The sequence below is a fragment of the Ruegeria sp. H8 genome, from assembly GCF_056532905.1.
Genome location: NZ_JBQFNY010000011.1, coordinates 59,010 through 74,174 on the forward strand (window position 1 = coordinate 59,010; position 15,165 = coordinate 74,174).

16 protein-coding genes are annotated in these 15,165 nt (G+C 59.2%); 8 read left to right on the plus strand and 8 right to left on the minus strand.

The genetic code is table 11. The annotated features are described in order from the left end of the window. The first annotated feature begins 51 nt into the window (after positions 1 to 51). Genes ACR0A2_RS19490 through ACR0A2_RS19500 form a run of 3 tightly spaced genes read left to right on the plus strand, consistent with a single transcriptional unit; the run spans position 52 to position 2,134 of the window. On the plus strand, positions 52 to 795 hold the full coding sequence (locus ACR0A2_RS19490; RefSeq protein ID WP_171642135.1) for an SDR family oxidoreductase: 744 nt from the start codon (positions 52 to 54) through the stop codon (positions 793 to 795). Beyond that, the gene (locus ACR0A2_RS19495) at positions 792 to 1,400 is read left to right on the plus strand and encodes an enoyl-CoA hydratase/isomerase family protein (RefSeq protein WP_480836760.1); all 609 of its coding nucleotides are present in this window, start codon (positions 792 to 794) and stop codon (positions 1,398 to 1,400) included. Before ACR0A2_RS19490 ends, ACR0A2_RS19495 begins: the two co-directional genes overlap by 4 nt. Next, on the plus strand, positions 1,397 to 2,134 hold the full coding sequence (locus tag ACR0A2_RS19500) for a VOC family protein (protein ID WP_480447375.1): 738 nt from the start codon (positions 1,397 to 1,399) through the stop codon (positions 2,132 to 2,134). Before ACR0A2_RS19495 ends, ACR0A2_RS19500 begins: the two co-directional genes overlap by 4 nt. On the opposite strand, the gene ACR0A2_RS19505 is transcribed toward ACR0A2_RS19500, so the two are convergent. Further along, positions 2,135 to 2,431: an HNH endonuclease gene (locus ACR0A2_RS19505; RefSeq protein ID WP_171230594.1), complete on the minus strand. Its 297-nt coding sequence runs from the start codon at positions 2,429 to 2,431 to the stop codon at positions 2,135 to 2,137. Between the two features lie 48 nt (positions 2,432 to 2,479). On the opposite strand from ACR0A2_RS19505, the gene ACR0A2_RS19510 reads away from it, so the two are divergent. Next, positions 2,480 to 3,664 (plus strand): TIGR03862 family flavoprotein, encoded by a 1,185-nt coding sequence (locus ACR0A2_RS19510; RefSeq protein ID WP_480836763.1) that lies wholly within the window; start codon positions 2,480 to 2,482, stop codon positions 3,662 to 3,664. Position 3,665: 1 nt separating this feature from the next. On the opposite strand, the gene holA is transcribed toward ACR0A2_RS19510, so the two are convergent. The 4 genes from holA to ACR0A2_RS19530 all read right to left on the minus strand — a co-directional run bounded on the left by holA (position 3,666) and on the right by ACR0A2_RS19530 (position 8,438). Then, the gene (gene holA / locus ACR0A2_RS19515) at positions 3,666 to 4,694 is read right to left on the minus strand and encodes a DNA polymerase III subunit delta (RefSeq protein WP_480836765.1); all 1,029 of its coding nucleotides are present in this window, start codon (positions 4,692 to 4,694) and stop codon (positions 3,666 to 3,668) included. Then, on the minus strand, positions 4,691 to 5,182 hold the full coding sequence (gene lptE / locus ACR0A2_RS19520; protein ID WP_480836767.1) for an LPS assembly lipoprotein LptE: 492 nt from the start codon (positions 5,180 to 5,182) through the stop codon (positions 4,691 to 4,693). The genes holA and lptE overlap by 4 nt, the downstream gene beginning before the upstream one ends. Next, entirely contained in the window at positions 5,169 to 7,883 is a 2,715-nt protein-coding gene (leuS, locus tag ACR0A2_RS19525; protein ID WP_480836769.1) for a leucine--tRNA ligase, read from the minus strand. Before leuS ends, lptE begins: the two co-directional genes overlap by 14 nt. Positions 7,884 to 7,955: 72 nt before the next feature. Further along, entirely contained in the window at positions 7,956 to 8,438 is a 483-nt protein-coding gene (locus ACR0A2_RS19530) for a DUF3576 domain-containing protein (RefSeq protein WP_152459265.1), read from the minus strand. 286 nt (positions 8,439 to 8,724) lie between these two features. Here ACR0A2_RS19530 and ACR0A2_RS19535 point away from each other — a divergent pair, with 286 nt between their 5' ends. Beyond that, positions 8,725 to 9,852, plus strand: coding sequence for a porin (locus tag ACR0A2_RS19535; RefSeq protein WP_480447379.1), 1,128 nt, complete (start codon positions 8,725 to 8,727; stop codon positions 9,850 to 9,852). A 101-nt stretch (positions 9,853 to 9,953) separates the two neighbouring features. Then, positions 9,954 to 10,613 carry a YggS family pyridoxal phosphate-dependent enzyme gene (locus tag ACR0A2_RS19540; RefSeq protein ID WP_480620510.1) on the plus strand — a complete coding sequence of 220 codons (660 nt, stop codon included), beginning with the start codon at positions 9,954 to 9,956 and terminating at the stop codon, positions 10,611 to 10,613. Here ACR0A2_RS19540 and ACR0A2_RS19545 read toward each other — a convergent pair. Both ACR0A2_RS19545 and ribA read right to left on the minus strand, forming a co-directional pair. Then, the gene (locus ACR0A2_RS19545; RefSeq protein WP_480620508.1) at positions 10,597 to 11,097 is read right to left on the minus strand and encodes a L,D-transpeptidase family protein; all 501 of its coding nucleotides are present in this window, start codon (positions 11,095 to 11,097) and stop codon (positions 10,597 to 10,599) included. The two genes, ACR0A2_RS19540 and ACR0A2_RS19545, sit on opposite strands and share 17 nt — an antisense overlap. Continuing rightward, a complete protein-coding gene (gene ribA, locus ACR0A2_RS19550) occupies positions 11,094 to 12,185 on the minus strand; it encodes a GTP cyclohydrolase II (protein WP_480836771.1) in 1,092 nt (363 codons plus the stop codon). Before ribA ends, ACR0A2_RS19545 begins: the two co-directional genes overlap by 4 nt. A 162-nt stretch (positions 12,186 to 12,347) precedes the next feature. Here ribA and ACR0A2_RS19555 point away from each other — a divergent pair, with 162 nt between their 5' ends. Continuing rightward, complete coding sequence (locus ACR0A2_RS19555; RefSeq protein WP_117872957.1) at positions 12,348 to 13,034, plus strand: response regulator transcription factor; 687 nt, start codon at positions 12,348 to 12,350, stop codon at positions 13,032 to 13,034. Between the two features lie 216 nt (positions 13,035 to 13,250). On the opposite strand, the gene ACR0A2_RS19560 is transcribed toward ACR0A2_RS19555, so the two are convergent. Continuing rightward, positions 13,251 to 14,069, minus strand: coding sequence for a DUF2189 domain-containing protein (locus ACR0A2_RS19560; protein WP_480620504.1), 819 nt, complete (start codon positions 14,067 to 14,069; stop codon positions 13,251 to 13,253). 242 nt (positions 14,070 to 14,311) lie between these two features. On the opposite strand from ACR0A2_RS19560, the gene ACR0A2_RS19565 reads away from it, so the two are divergent. Next, positions 14,312 to 15,100 (plus strand): exodeoxyribonuclease III, encoded by a 789-nt coding sequence (locus tag ACR0A2_RS19565; protein WP_480836774.1) that lies wholly within the window; start codon positions 14,312 to 14,314, stop codon positions 15,098 to 15,100. Positions 15,101 to 15,165 lie beyond the last annotated feature (65 nt).

Below are 15,165 nucleotides of genomic sequence, written 5' to 3' on the forward strand. Positions count from 1 at the left end.
TACGCGTTACGGCTGTAGCCGACCGAGATTGCAATGCGTGAGGAAGGGCAAATGCAGGGAAAAACTGTTCTCATAACCGGGGCCAGCCGAGGAATTGGGGCCGAGGCAGGGCGCGTTTTTGCCGCAGCCGGCGCCAATGTCGCATTGGTGGCTCGCAGCCAGGACCAGATTGACGCTCTGGCGGCCGCATTGGGCGATCAGGCCATCGCATTGGCCTGTGACGTCAGCGATTTCGCGCAGGTGGAACAAGCCGTGGCCACATGCGTGGACCGGTTCGGTGGGTTGGATGTTCTGATCGGCAACGCGGGTGTGATCGATCCGATCTTTCATCTCTCGAATGCTGACACCGAGGCGTGGAGCAAGGCCATCGACATCAATCTGAAAGGTATTTTCTACGGGATGCGCGCGGCGTTGCCAGTGATGCGGGCTGCGGGAGGAGGGAGCATTCTGACGATCTCGTCCGGTGCTGCATCGAATCCGGTCGAGGCCTGGAGCCACTATTGCGCCTCGAAGGCCGGGGCCAAGATGCTCACGGAATGTCTGCATCTGGAAGAAGCCCATAATGGTATTCGCGCCATGGGCCTGTCACCGGGGACGGTGGCCACCGATATGCAGCGGTCGATCAAGGCCAGCGGCATAAATCCCGTCAGTCAGCTGGACTGGGATGTGCATATCCCCGCTGATTGGCCCGCACGGGCGCTGTTGTGGATGTGCTCGGATGATGCCGATGAGTTTCTTGGCACTGAAATTTCGCTGCGGCTTGAAGACATTCGCAAACGGGCCGGGCTGATATGATCGATTTGACCAAAGAAGGCGGCCTGTGGACCGTCACGATCAACAATCCCGGCAAGGCGAACGCCCTGACCGGGGCCATGCTCGCGGAACTGGCCGAGATCGCCGAATCCGCGACAGAGGCCAAGGCGTTGATCCTGACCGGCGCAGGCAAAGTGTTCAGCGCCGGGGCAGATCTGGACGAAGCGCGCGCCGGTCTGGCCAAATCGGATGTCTGGGAAAGGCTGTCCGGCGCCATTGCCGCGTTGCCCTGTCTGACCGTTGCCGCGCTGAACGGCACTTTGGCAGGCGGGGCCAACGGTATGGCGCTGGCCTGCGATCTGCGCATTGCCGTGCCGTCGGCCAAGTTCTTCTATCCGGTGATGAAGCTGGGGTTTCTGCCACAACCGTCCGACCCCGCGCGGCTGGCGGCTCTGGTCGGACCGGCCAGGGCCAAGTTGATCCTTATGGCCGGTCAGAAAATCACCGCGCAGGAGGCGTATGAATTTGGCCTGGTGGACCGGATTGTCGATCCCGAACATCTGATGCAAACCGCACGCGATCTGGTGGCCGACAGCGTGAACGCCGACCCCGAGATCGCGGCGGGAATCGCAAGGTTGTGCTCATGAGGCTGTCTGCACTGCGCCTGCGGGTCGCTGACCCGGGTCGGCTGGCCGCGTTTTATCGCGACATTCTGGGCATGTCCGTCGGCCCAGCAGAAACCGGCCACCGTGTCGGCTATGACGGTGCAGACGCAGAAATTGTGTTGCTGCCGGGTGGAGGAGGGTACACCCACGACACGGGGCAGCGGTACTGGAAGATAGGAATCACCGTGCCGGATGTCGATCTTGCTGCGGCTCATCTGCGCAGGTTCGACGTTCCAGTGAGCACGCCGAACCAGTTTCTGGACATCGGCTACATGTGCCATCTTGCGGATCCCGAAGGGTTCGTCATCGAGCTGCTGCAACATGATTTCGAAGGCAACCGGCCGCCGCATGCAGCAGACCCCGACGCGCCTTTCGCGCAGGCTCGGATCGGTCAAATTACCCTTCGAACCGGCGATATTGCCGCCGAAGACGCGTTCTGGCGCGCCCGGGGCATGTCGTTGCTGTCAATGCAGGAGGTCGCCCCTTACGGCTTTGACCTGCATTTCTATGCCTTTACCAACGAAACCCCGCCCAATCCTGACCTTTGGGCTGTTGAAAACCGCGAATGGCTGTGGAAACGCGCCTATACGACGTTGGAATTCCAGCATGTTGCGGGCGCACAATTCGCCCATGTGCCGGACTTTCAGGGTATCGAGATCGAAGGTCTGTCCGAACCTCTCACAGATATTGTCGGCGACCAGATCCTGCCAGGTTGATCAGCGCCCGCGCCGCTTGCCCGGAACTTTCGAACGAAATCCGGGGGGGCGTTTGCGAACCCAAGTCAGAAATTTCTCGAGCCTTGGATGCGCACGCAGGGCCGCGACCGTGTTGAAACTGCGTGCCAGTTCGGCTTCGGTCAGGGTGGCGTGCACCTCTTTGTGGCAGATCTGATGCAGCAGAACGGTAGGTCCGCCCTTGCCTCCTTTGAGTTTTGGGATCAGATGATGCAGGCTGCCAGCCCCGTCGGGGATCGGGCGGCCGCAAAGCGGGCAGATCGGATCGCTGTTCGTCATGATGATGTGAAACTTGCGCCTGTGACGGGCGAAGGCAAGAGGGTGCGAATGGCGCAGGCAGTGGTGATCGGAGCAGGCCCCGCCGGGTTGATGGCGGCAGAACAGCTGGCCGCAGCCGGGCATTCCGTGTTGGTGGCCGAGGCCAAACCGTCGGTCGCGCGCAAGTTCCTGATGGCCGGGAAATCGGGGCTGAACCTGACCAAGGACGAGCCGCTTGACGACCTGATCCGCGCCTATGGTGAAGCAGCAGATTGGTTGCGTCCGATCATGTCTGACTTTGATGCCGAAGCTGTTCAGCACTGGGCGCGCGGGTTGGGGCAGACGCTGTTTGTCGGCTCGACGGGGCGCGTGTTTCCCGAAGCAATGAAGGCCTCACCCTTGTTGCGGGCCTGGTTGGCACGATTGGGCAAGGCCGGGGTCGAGATCAGAACCCGCTGGCGTTGGACTGGCTGGGATGGTGATGCGCCGGTGTTCGACACTCCGGACGGGCGGCGCAGCGTTTCGACGGATGTCACCGTGCTGGCACTGGGCGGTGCAAGCTGGGCCCGCCTTGGCTCGGACGGTCACTGGGCGCAGATATTGGCCGGAAAAGACGTGGCTTTGGCACCCTTTGAACCCGCAAACTCAGCCATTTCCGTTGATTGGAGCCCACATATGCAACCCCATTTCGGGGCCGCATTGAAATCGATCCGATGGATGGCAGGCGATTTGGTAAGCCGAGGTGAGGCTGCGATTTCCAGAACCGGTCTGGAAGGCGGAGGGCTGTATTCGCTGACACCGGCCTTGCGCGCGGGGCAGCCATTGTTTGCTGATCTGACGCCTGATCTGGACCAACAGGCTCTGCTGGCGCGGTTGTCCGCGAAACGGTCGAAAACAACGCTGTCCCAGTGGATGAGAAAATCGCTGAACCTGTCTGCTCAGAAAATCGCCCTGTTTCATGAAATGGCAAAACGCGGCGGCCATCCTCAATCCGTGCAAGTGAGCATGTTGAAAAAGCTGCCTATCCGGCATGCCGGCCTTCGCCCGATGGACGAAGCCATTTCGACCGCAGGTGGTGTCAAACGGACAGCGCTGGATGACCGGCTGATGCTGACGGCCCTGCCGGGTGTGTTCTGCGCCGGGGAAATGCTGGATTGGGAAGCCCCGACCGGGGGCTATCTGCTTACGGCTTGCCTGGCGACCGGGCGCTGGGCCGGTCGGTCTGCCGCGGACTGGCTGGAAAAGGCTGAGTGACCTAGCGGGATCGCGCCAACATCGCCAAACGGATCATCGCGCGTTCCACCAGCGCCATTGCGGGGGCTGTCTGCCCCGCAGACCGCAGCGCCAAATCCGTATCGGTCAGAACCGTCAGCGCGGTTTGCAGCTTGGCCGCCCCCCAACCTTGTGCCTGTCGCAGGATACGGTCACGCCGTTTGCCGTAAACCGGCGGACGCAGCTTGCCGATGCCCTGCGCAGCACCGCCGGGATCGGACGCGCAGGCATAGAGTGTCCGAAAATGCCGCATCGCTCCGATGCACAGAGTCACGCCATTGGTGCCCTGCGCCTGCAACCTCCGGATCAGCGGCCCGATCTCACCGGCGCGGCCTTCGGCCACGACGTTGAGAACATCATCCAGCGCCGCCTCGGTCGAGCGCGGAGCGCAGGCCTCGATATCTTCGATCGTCAAATCAGAGCTGTCACCGCGCTTGTAAAGAGACAGTTTTTCAATCGTTTGAGCGAAATCACCGGGGCTGAGGCTGACGGCCAATTCGCTGATTGCAGACATGACATCTTGGGGCACGTTTTTCATACCCGACTCGGCAAGAACCCGTTCCACTTCGGCGCGTGAGGGCGGGTCGTCATAAATGCCGACGGCATAGGCGGCAGGGTGGCCTTCGAACGCCTTGCGGATCTTCGAGCTGGGTTTCAATTGCCCCGCGGTCACGATGATCTGGGCGTCTCCGGGGGCCCAATCTTCGAGCGCGGCCAGAATTGCCGACGCCGCGGTTTCGGTTGCGTCTTCCACGAAAACGGCACGTGGACCGGGAAAGAAGCCGACCGCCTTGACCGCGTCCAGCAGCAGGGCGGGATCACCACGCAGATCGCCACCGGGCATGCGGGTCAGGCGCATTTCTTCTTCGGCTTGGGGGCCAAGCAGAGCGGCCAGCACCTGTTGCCGCTTGAGCGCAACCCGCATCGCATCCGCGCCATAGATCAGCAGCCCGGTCTTGTCCGCGTCCGGCTTGGCAAAATACCCCTCAGCCTCGCGCGGGCTCAGCTTCATGCGGCCAGATCCGGTGTGGCGTAAAGTCGGTTCATGATCTGACCCGACAGAATCATCATCAGCCGTCTCTTGGCATCGCGCTCATCCGCCAAGGTGGAAACGGTCGATCCTGCGGCAGAATATGACACAAAATCCGCCACCGAGCCCGAGGCGATGATCTGACCGGTTGCGTTGGACCGCAGCGTGTATTGCGCGCTTCCGTCGATCGTGTAGCGCTGCGTTTCGTTTGTGGTGGTGATTGCTGCGCCACGCGTTACGGTCGAAACCTGAACATCCAGCTTGTAATCGTTGACCGATCCGGCACTTCGCCCCAGTTGCTGTTCCAGGTTTTGGACCAGCAAATAGCTTTCCACGGTGTTGGGCGCCGACACCTCGACGCGGCCATATAAGGCCGAACCCGATCCGCCAGGTGCATAGACGGGCTCAAAGCCGCAGGCGGCCAGCGCCAGCGGCATCAGCAAAAACGTTCTGCGATCAAACGACAACATTCACAATCCGGCCCGGAACGACGATCACTTTCTTCGGCGCATTCCCTTCCAGCGCCTTTTGAACAGCTTCGGTGCTGAGCGCAATTTTTTCAACCTCGGCTTTGTCCAGATCCTTGGCCACGCTGATTTCCGCGCGACGCTTGCCGTTGATCTGGATCGGTAAGGTGACGGTGTCATCAACCAGCATCGCCTCGTCGGCGACGGGCCATGGCGCAACGGCCACAAGGCCTTCGCCGCCCTGATGGGCCCAAATATCTTCCGCCAGATGTGGTGTCATCGGCGACATCAGCTGTGCCAGCGTTTTGATGGCCTGCTTTTGGGCCGCAGCACCCGCTTTGGATTTCGCCAGAGTGTTGGTGAAGGCATAAAGCTTGGCGATGGCCGCGTTGAAGCCAAAGCTTTCAACACCCAAGGTCACATCGCGGATGGTTTTGTGCATCTCGCGCAAAAGCTCCTCATCGCCTTCGCCTGTGGCGTTCGTGTCCATGGCGCCGATCTTGTCGCAGAGGTTCCAGACTCGGTTGAGATGCTTGTACGCGGCCTCAGCCCCCGCAGCCGTCCATTCCACGTCCCGTTCGGGTGGCGAATCGGACAGCACGAACCAGCGCGCGGTATCGGCGCCGAAGGCCGAGATGATACTGACCGGGTCGACAACGTTCTTCTTGGATTTCGACATTTTGGCCGATGGGATGACTTCCAACGTCGGTTCCAATTCGCCGACACTTGATAGTTCATGAAAGCGAGCATTCCTCCACAAATCAATCACAGCATTGATGTCGCTCGAATCTACTCCCTTTGCCTCCACATAGCTGCGTAGGATTGCTTGCGGTTTGCCTTCAACCTCGAACCGAATAACATCTTCGGGAAAAAAGAACTCGAAGCGAGTTCCCCCGCCGGATTCCACCTCTAAGCCGTGTGAAACTTTTTTTCCAGGCAGATCGGTCATGACCGCGCCGCGATACATTTCGTGCGTCACCATGCCCTGCGTGAACAACGCGTCGAAGGGTTCGATGGCTTTGTCCGGCAAATGCCCGGTGATGTTCATCGCGCGGGCGAAGAACCGCGAATACAGCAGGTGCAGAATCGCGTGTTCGATCCCGCCGATATACTGGTCTACATTCATCCAGTATTCCGCCTCGGCCAGATCGGTGGGCGTTTCCGTGCGCGGAGCGGTGAACCGGGCGAAATACCATGACGAATCCACGAATGTGTCCATCGTGTCGGTCTCGCGCTTGGCAGGGGCGCCACAGTTTGGGCAGGCGCAGTCGCGCCAGGTCGGGTGGCGGTCCAGCGGGTTGCCCGGTTTGTCGAAGGTGACATCATCGGGCAGGCGAACCGGAAGGTTCTCTTTCTTTTCAGGGACCACACCACAGCTTTCGCAGTGAACGACAGGAATCGGACACCCCCAATAGCGCTGACGGCTCAAGCCCCAGTCTCGCAGGCGATATTTCGTGACCCCTTCGCCCCAACCGGCTTTTTCGGCGAAATCGATGGTGGTGTTGATCGCTTCTTCTCCGGTTGCTTCGGTCAGGCCCGCGAAATGGTTCACCCAGCGGACTTTCTCGGTTTTTGGCGGGACAAAGGCGATCTTGTCGACCGGTGTGTCGTCGTCCAGCGCAAAGAAGGTGTCGATCACCGGCAGATCGTATTTGCGGCAGAAATCAAGGTCGCGCTGGTCATGGGCCGGGCACGCGAAGATCGCGCCGGTGCCGTAATCCATCAGGATGAAATTGGCGATCCAGACCGGCAGTTCCCAGTTCGGGTCCAGCGGATGCTTGACGCGGATGCCGGTGTCGAAACCCAGCTTTTCGCCGGTTTCGATGGCCTCTTCCGTGGTGCCGCCCTTGCGGCATTCGGCGACGAATTCAGCGACTTCCGGGTTTTCGGCCTCAAGCTGTTTGGCGATCGGGTGATCGGGCGAGATCCCCACGAAGGACGCGCCCAGCAGCGTGTCGGGGCGCGTCGTGTAGACAGTGATCGGTTCCCCACCATCGGTGCGCTCGAACCCGAATTGCAGGCCGCGTGACTTGCCGATCCAGTTTTCCTGCATCAGTCGAACCTTGGCGGGCCAGTTTTCCAGCGTGTCCAGAGCGTTCAGCAGTTCTTCGGAATAATCCGAGATCTTGAAGAACCACTGCGTCAGCTCGCGCCGTTCCACCAGAGCACCCGAGCGCCAGCCGCGCCCGTTTTCCACCTGTTCATTGGCCAGAACGGTCATGTCGACCGGATCCCAGTTGACCACGGCATTCTTGCGATAGACCAGCCCGGCCTCGAGCATGTCGAGGAACAGCGCCTGCTGCTGGCCGTAGTACTCCGGATCACATGTGGCGAATTCACGGGACCAGTCGATCGACAGGCCCAGTGGCTTCATCTGGGCGCGCATGTCGGCGATATTGCCGTAAGTCCACTCTTTGGGGTGGCCGCCGATCGCCATGGCAGCGTTTTCCGCTGGCATTCCGAACGCGTCCCAGCCCATGGGGTGCAGAACATTGTGCCCGGTGGCCAGCTTGTGCCGCGCGATGACGTCGCCCATCGTATAGTTGCGCACATGCCCCATATGGATTCGGCCGGACGGGTAGGGGAACATCTCAAGCACATAGTATTTCGGCTTGTCCGCCTTGTGGTTGGCGGTGAAGATTCCTGCCTTGTCCCAGGCTTCTTGCCATTTTGCTTCGATTTCGGTGGCCGAATAGCGCGACATTGTGCGGTCCTTCGTGAATGAAAACGCCGGGTAGGAACCCGGCGTGGTATTAGTGTGATTTTCGGCGGAGTGCTAGAACTTGTTGTCCGCGATGCGCAGCTGACGCGCGCGGGACAGAATCGCATCCTCCACAGCACGGGTTGTTGCCGCGCTTACCGGGGCGCCTCCGCTGGATTGCAGGGCGACGGACAAAGACCGGGCCGCAAGCGCCGGATCACTGATGTGTACGGTCGCCCTGTATGACCGTCCTCCGCCCGGAGGAGTGCCGTAACCCGTTACGATCACTCCGGTAAACGGATCGACTTCCTGCACAGGCAAGAAGTTCAATATGTCCAGAGAAGCTGCCCACAAGTACCGGTTTACATTGGTGGTCTGCTCGGCCGTGCTGCGATCGAAAATGTCCCAAAGCGTGGTACGTTCAGGGTCGTTCAACTCGCGTTCATCGGAATTACCGCTGGCGGGATTGGGGGAATAAGTCGAAGTGCTTCGATTCTGCCCGCATGCCGCAATAGTGGTGGTCAGCATGATTAATCCCAAAATCGTAGGCAGGCGCATTGTCAGCAGGTCCTGTTTTCACTTGTTGTGCAGTATTCAGGGCATACTCCTAGCCAAGGACCCTCGCTGCAACAAGCCTATTCTTCTGAAATGTAGGCGTGTCAGCCTGATCCGGGCAAAAAGGAACTGTGGCATCCTTGCACCAATCTGACCCCAATGACGTGACCGGGTTTATGCCAAGCTTGCGCAATGGGGGCAAAAAGAGCGAAACGGTGTCCGTGCTGAGACATATGCCGAGGCATGTGTCGAGTAGATAACTCTTTTGAATGAAACCGAGGGAAACAAGATGAAAAAAGTTCTCTTCGCATCGACGGCGCTGATTGCGACCGCAGGCGTTGCAGCAGCTGAAGTTAACTTCAGCGGTTACGGCCGTTTTGGTATTGGCTACCAAGAAGATCGCACAGGTACTGTCACAGGCTCGGTGCGCCCGGCAGCTGCTCCGACTGTATGGACAACCCAGAACGGCGGTACTGTAACAACCACCAATGCCGTTACTGCTGACGTTAACGGCGTAGACGTCGACGATACCATCCTGGTATCGCGTTTCCGCCTGAACATCGACGGTATCGTTGAAACCGATAGCGGCGTTCGTTTTGAAGGCCGTGTTCGTCTGCAAGCTGATGAAAACGCGAACGGTGAAGCTGGCGAAGCTGGTCTGAACGGCGCGCGCTTCTCGGTCATCTATGGCGGTCTGCGTGTTGACGCGGGCAACGTGGCTGGCTCGTTCGACAACCTTGCAAACTACTACGGTAACGAAGTCGGCCTTGAGCTGTTCGCAGGTCAGTATTCGGGTGTTGACTACGGCTTCTTGGCCTATGATTCTACTGGCTCAGGTTCCAATGGCGTATTCTTCCAATACTCGGTTGGCGACTTCGCATTTGGCGCGTCGTACGATGTTGGCGCGACTACCGTAACCGTTCCCGCTCCTGGCACGCCTCCGGGCCCTGTCACTGTTAACGATGGCAACGACCGTTGGGACATCAGCGTAGCTTATACCTTCAACAACGTGACCGCTGCTCTGGCTTACGGTCAGACCGACTCGGCCACTGGCCCGAACCCAAGCCTGACCGTTCTGACACTGGGTGCTGAATTCGGCGACTTCTCGGGTACTCTGTTCGTCGCAGACGACGACAACACTGGGGCAACCCGTGGAACGGACTTCCGCCCTGCCGGTGCGGCCACAGATGGCACGGCATGGGGTCTGTCGGCAGCCTACAACTTGGGCGCCGCAACCACTCTGCTGTTCACTTATGGTGACGGTAGTGCAGATGGTGACAAACAGCAGATTGCGCTCGGTGCGATCTACGACCTGGGTGGCGGTGCATCGCTGCGTGGTGGTATCGGCCGCAACGACTGCTCTGTCTGCGCAAACGACCAGATCGTTGCTGACTTCGGTGCTCAGTTCAACTTCTAAGCTGATCTGAACCGTAAGGTTTAAGGGCGGGTCTTCGGACTCGCCCTTTTCTTTTGTGCCGACTTGGTGTTTTTCTGCGCCAAAGACAGATTGAGGGCCCCATGTCGTTGCAAGAAATCACCGCACGTATCGCCAAAGCCGAAGCCAAAGCTCAACGAAAGGCCGGTTCGGTCAAATTGATTGCCGTGTCCAAGGTGCAGCCCAACGAACGGGTTCAGGCGGTGCTGGAGCAGGGCCACAGGTGTTTTGGTGAGAATCGCGTACAGGAGGCGGCCAGCAAATGGCCCGCTTTCAAAGAGCAATTCGATGCCGTCGATCTGCATCTCATCGGCCCGTTGCAGACCAATAAGGCCAGGCAGGCGATGGAACTGTGCAATGCGATCCATTCGGTCGACCGCCCCAAACTGGCCAAAACCTTGGCGCGGCTGGCGCAAGAGGTGGGACACTGCCCCGACCTGTTCATTCAGGTCAATACGGGTGAAGAAGCGCAGAAGGCAGGCGTTCTTCCTGCGGAGGCGGACGGGTTTATCGCGGAATGCCGATCGCTGGACCTGCCGGTACGCGGGTTGATGTGCATCCCGCCGGTCGACGAAGAACCCACTTTGCATTTCGCCCTCTTGGCCAAGATCGCCGCGCGCAATGGGCTTGAGGGGTTGTCGATGGGGATGAGCGGTGATTTCGAGCAGGCCATCGCCTTGGGAGCGACCCATGTTCGTATCGGGTCGGCCATTTTTGGTGAGCGGGTCAAACCTCAGGGATGATTAGGCGCGTTCCAAGGGAGATTCGCCCTGCAATCCGGTGCAGATGGTCCCGACGGAAGGCAATGCAGCCCTCGGTGGGGTAGCCGGGCCTGCGCCATTGATGCAGAAAAATCGCCGATCCCTTGCCGGGAACGGCATTCGGCCAGTTCCAGTCGGTCAACAGGACCAGATCATAAAGCGGATCAGCCCGGCGCAGTTTTTCATGACTGAACGCATAAGGGGCCGGCACCATGTGATTGTAGTGGTTGTCCTCGACGTCATCCGACCACAAGTCCTGCGGCCCAATCGGGATCGCCCAAAAGTTGGGGGCGACCAGCCGGTCGGGCCGGTAGAGCATGCCAACGATTCGATGGCATCCGGTAGGTGTCGCCCCGTCACCCTCGTGTTTCGTGTTGCTCAATCCGCCTTTGCCAATCGAGCAGGGGAACGTCCTGCCGAGAAAGCGAACGCCACGCGGGGTGAGCACAAGATCGTTTGGGGTCACAACAGGTGCCCAGATTTCGCGGCTTTCGTGGCCAGGTATCCGCGGTTGTGCGCGGTTTCACCCACTTTCAAAGGAACGCGCTCGGTCACGGCGATCCCCGTGCGTTCCATCATCGAGATCTTGGCAGGGTTGTTCGTCAGCAGGCGCACCGAATTGAAACCCAGAGATTTCAGGATATCCGACCCGAGTCGGAAGTCGCGCTCATCATCCTCGAAACCCAGCCTGTGGTTTGCTTCTACCGTGTCAAAACCCTGATCTTGAAGAAAATAGGCGCGCATCTTGTTGGCCAGCCCGATACCACGCCCTTCCTGGTTCAGATACAGAAGAACGCCAGCCCCTTCGGCCCCCATTTGTGCCAGCGCGCCGCGCAATTGCGGACCGCAGTCGCATTTCAGGCTACCCATCAGATCGCCCGTGAAACAGGCGGAATGCAATCGGGCCAGCACTGGTTTGTCCCGATCCGGGCGGCCTATTTCGACCGCGTAATGTTCTTCTCCGCCATCTTCGGGGCGGAAAACATGCAGACGGCCGGCCTCGGATACTTCCATCGGAAGACGTGCGGCAACCACCTCATGCAGGGCGCTGCGGTCCGCCAGATGCGGGGCGGCGCGCGTGTGGTCAATGCAGGTCAGGCCGTGCGATACGGCAAAGGCCCGACCGTCTTCGACCGGTACGACGACCGCGGCGGGAAGAATGCGCGCGGACTTGGCCAACGCAATCGCGATGCGGTGCAAATTGGCGTTGCCGTGGCGCTCGGTCATCAACGGGCCTTTCATCGGCGCGTTCAGATCGTCAGAGGGATCAGCAACCGCCTGCACCCAAGTGATGTCTGCATCGGCGGGAAGCGAAACGCGCGCGAGATCGCCGTCATAGGCCCGCGCCTTGAGTGTTTCGGCCCGCCGCCCGGTAATGGCCACCACCGGGTCTCCGAGCTTTTTCAGATCGGCCAGGCGCTGCGGGTTGAGCGTTTCCGCAGAGATCGCCACAACGCTAAAGCCACTGTCATCGGTCAGCACCACTGGAACGCCCATGCGCAGGTCGGCCCGGGCCCGGGCAAGAAGTTCGGTGATATCGGGAATGAGGCTCATCTATGTTACCCTATAACGCTCAGCCCTTCTCCTAGCTGTTTCGAAAGGAAATGTGAAACATTTCTGCCAACTCTGACACGAAGGCGTGAAACCGTTGCAGCAAATCTTGTTGATTGCATATTCCGCGCGCAAGTGATGGAAAAGCGTTTGGAGGATCGGGAAATGGCTCAACTCAAGAAAATCCTTTTGGTGGACGATGACGAGGATCTGCGCGAGGCGCTCAGCGAGCAACTTGTCATGACCGAAGACTTTGACGTTTTCGAAGCGTCAGACGGCCAGTCCGCGATGGAGCGCGCACGCGAAGCGATCTATGATCTGGTTATTCTTGATGTGGGTTTGCCGGATACCGACGGGCGGGAACTGTGCCGCCTGATGCGCAAACAGGGCGTCAAAAGCCCGATTCTGATGCTGACCGGTCATGACAGCGATGCCGATACGATCCTGGGCCTGGACGCCGGCGCGAACGATTATGTCTCCAAACCGTTCAAATTTCCGGTATTGCTGGCCCGGATCCGCGCTCAGTTGCGGCAGCACGAACAATCCGAGGACGCGGTATTTGTTCTTGGCCCCTATACGTTCAAGCCGGCGATGAAGATGCTGATCACGGAAGAAGACCGCAAGATCCGTCTGACCGAGAAGGAAACCAACATCCTCAAGTTTCTGTACCGATCAACCGACGGTGTCGTGGCACGGGATGTGCTGTTGCACGAAGTGTGGGGATACAATGCCGGGGTCACGACCCACACGCTGGAAACCCACATCTATCGTCTGCGTCAGAAGATCGAGCCCGATCCGTCCAATGCGCGCCTTTTGGTCACAGAATCGGGTGGATATAGGCTGGTGTCTTAACTGGTTGTGGATTGATGTGGATCAAAGTGATACTCTGCACTCATAATTAGGTTACTCCCAACCCGTGCATGTCCGGGTTATGACATGTACCTCCCTGTTGGACTGCCGGGCCGAATGGCCCGGCTTTTTTTCGTTGCTGAGGGACGGTTTCCACACGAAGGCAGACAGCAGCACTGACCGATATTCGACCAATGATGGAGGTGAGTTCTGCCGCGTTCACCCTTCCGCCGGGGCAATGGCGCGCTGGTAAAGGTGCCACGTGGTGTGGCCAAGGATCGGAAGGGTCAAGATCAGACCCAGAAACGCCGGAACCAGCGACAACAGCATGGTGACCGAGATGATCGCCGCCCAGCCCAGCATGACCACCGGGCTTTCGGATACGACGCGCAAAGAGGTCAACATGGCGGAAATGAAGTTGGTTTCCCGGTCCAGCAGCAAGGGCATGGCGACGACGGTCACCGAAAACAGTACGGCCGACAGGAATGCGCCGACACAGGTGCCTATGGCAAGGAATATCCAACCCTGCGGTGTGAAGAATACGGCGTTCAAAAACCCGTCGAAATCCGAAAAGGATGCGTTCTGGAGGATGATCGCCAGCCAAAGCCGAACCTGGTAAATCCATACCCAAAAAATGAAAAGAGTGACAAAGGCCATCCAGCCCATTTCGCGTTTGCGTTGATTGGCCATAACGGTCAGGATTTCAGACCAGCCAAAGCTTTCGCCTTTCTGCAAGCGGCGCGACATTTCATAAAGCCCGGCGGCGGCAAAAGGGGCGATCAGCGGAAAGCCTGCAATGGCAGGGATAATCATCCAGATCTGGCCAAGCCAGATCAGGGCCCAAACCAACAGAATTCCGAAAACCGCAAAGAAAAGGCCGAAGAAACCGCTCATGACAGGGCGGGCCAGAAAGTCGGAAAACCCTGCCTTCAGTGACGCTGTGATATCATCTACAGTGACCCTGTTGACATTGGGCATGGTCTGCTGCTGTGGCGTCAGGTTTTCCGGCGGCGTAGAACCTGCGGATTCGGATGCCATGACACACTCCTCCCAAAGCATCGTGCCGGGCCGGTCTGTTCGCGAACAGACCCAGCGGTGAAACAGACATTCCTCATTCGCACACAAGTCTGCATCAGGCGAGGTATCAGGGCAAGAGGAAGCTCGACGGCGAAGCTCGTTGACCTGCCAACGGATAGTCCAGGGATGAAGCCGCCTTTTCTCGTGGCAACTGGCTTTGTGCCACGCTAACCTGCGCCAATCGCGACAAAGGAATCCCCGACATGCCTTTCACCCTTGCCACATGGAACATCAATTCCGTTCGCCTGCGTGAGCCTATCGTTTTGAAATTGCTGCAAGAAGAAGCCCCTGACGTATTGTGCCTGCAAGAGTGCAAGTCACCGGTTGAGAAGATCCCGACCGAAGGGTTTGCCGAACTGGGCTACACCCACATGATCGCGCGCGGGCAGAAGGGTTACAACGGCGTCGCCATCCTGTCGCGCCTGCCGATGGAAGAGGTGGGTGACAAGGATTTCGCGGGTCTCGGACATGCCCGCCATATTGCCGGGCGGTTGGAAAACGGTGTCACGATCCACAATTTCTATGTCCCGGCGGGCGGCGACGTGCCGGACCGGAACGTGAATGAGAAATTCGGCCAGAAGCTCGACTATCTCACTGATATGCGCGATTGGTTCCGTGCGGAAAAGCCGGCTAAATCCATCCTTGTCGGCGACCTGAACATCGCCCCGCGCGAGGATGATGTGTGGTCACACAAACAACTGCTGAAGGTCGTCTCGCACACGCCCATCGAGGTCGAGCATCTGGCCGACACACAGGAAGCAGGCGGCTGGGTCGATATCACCCGTCAGGATATTCCGGAAGGGCAGCTTTACAGCTGGTGGTCCTATCGCGCCCGGGATTGGGATGCGGCGGACAAGGGGCGCCGGCTGGACCATATCTGGGCCACGGCCGATATCTCGAACGCGGGCCATTCCAGCCGTATTCTGCGGGACGCCCGTGGATGGGAAAAACCCAGCGATCACGCTCCGGTCTTTGCCAGTTTCGACGTCTGATCCGCAACTCAGCCCTTGGTTTCCGCGGCAAGCGGCTGCATATAGGGCGCAAGTTCGAACGAAAG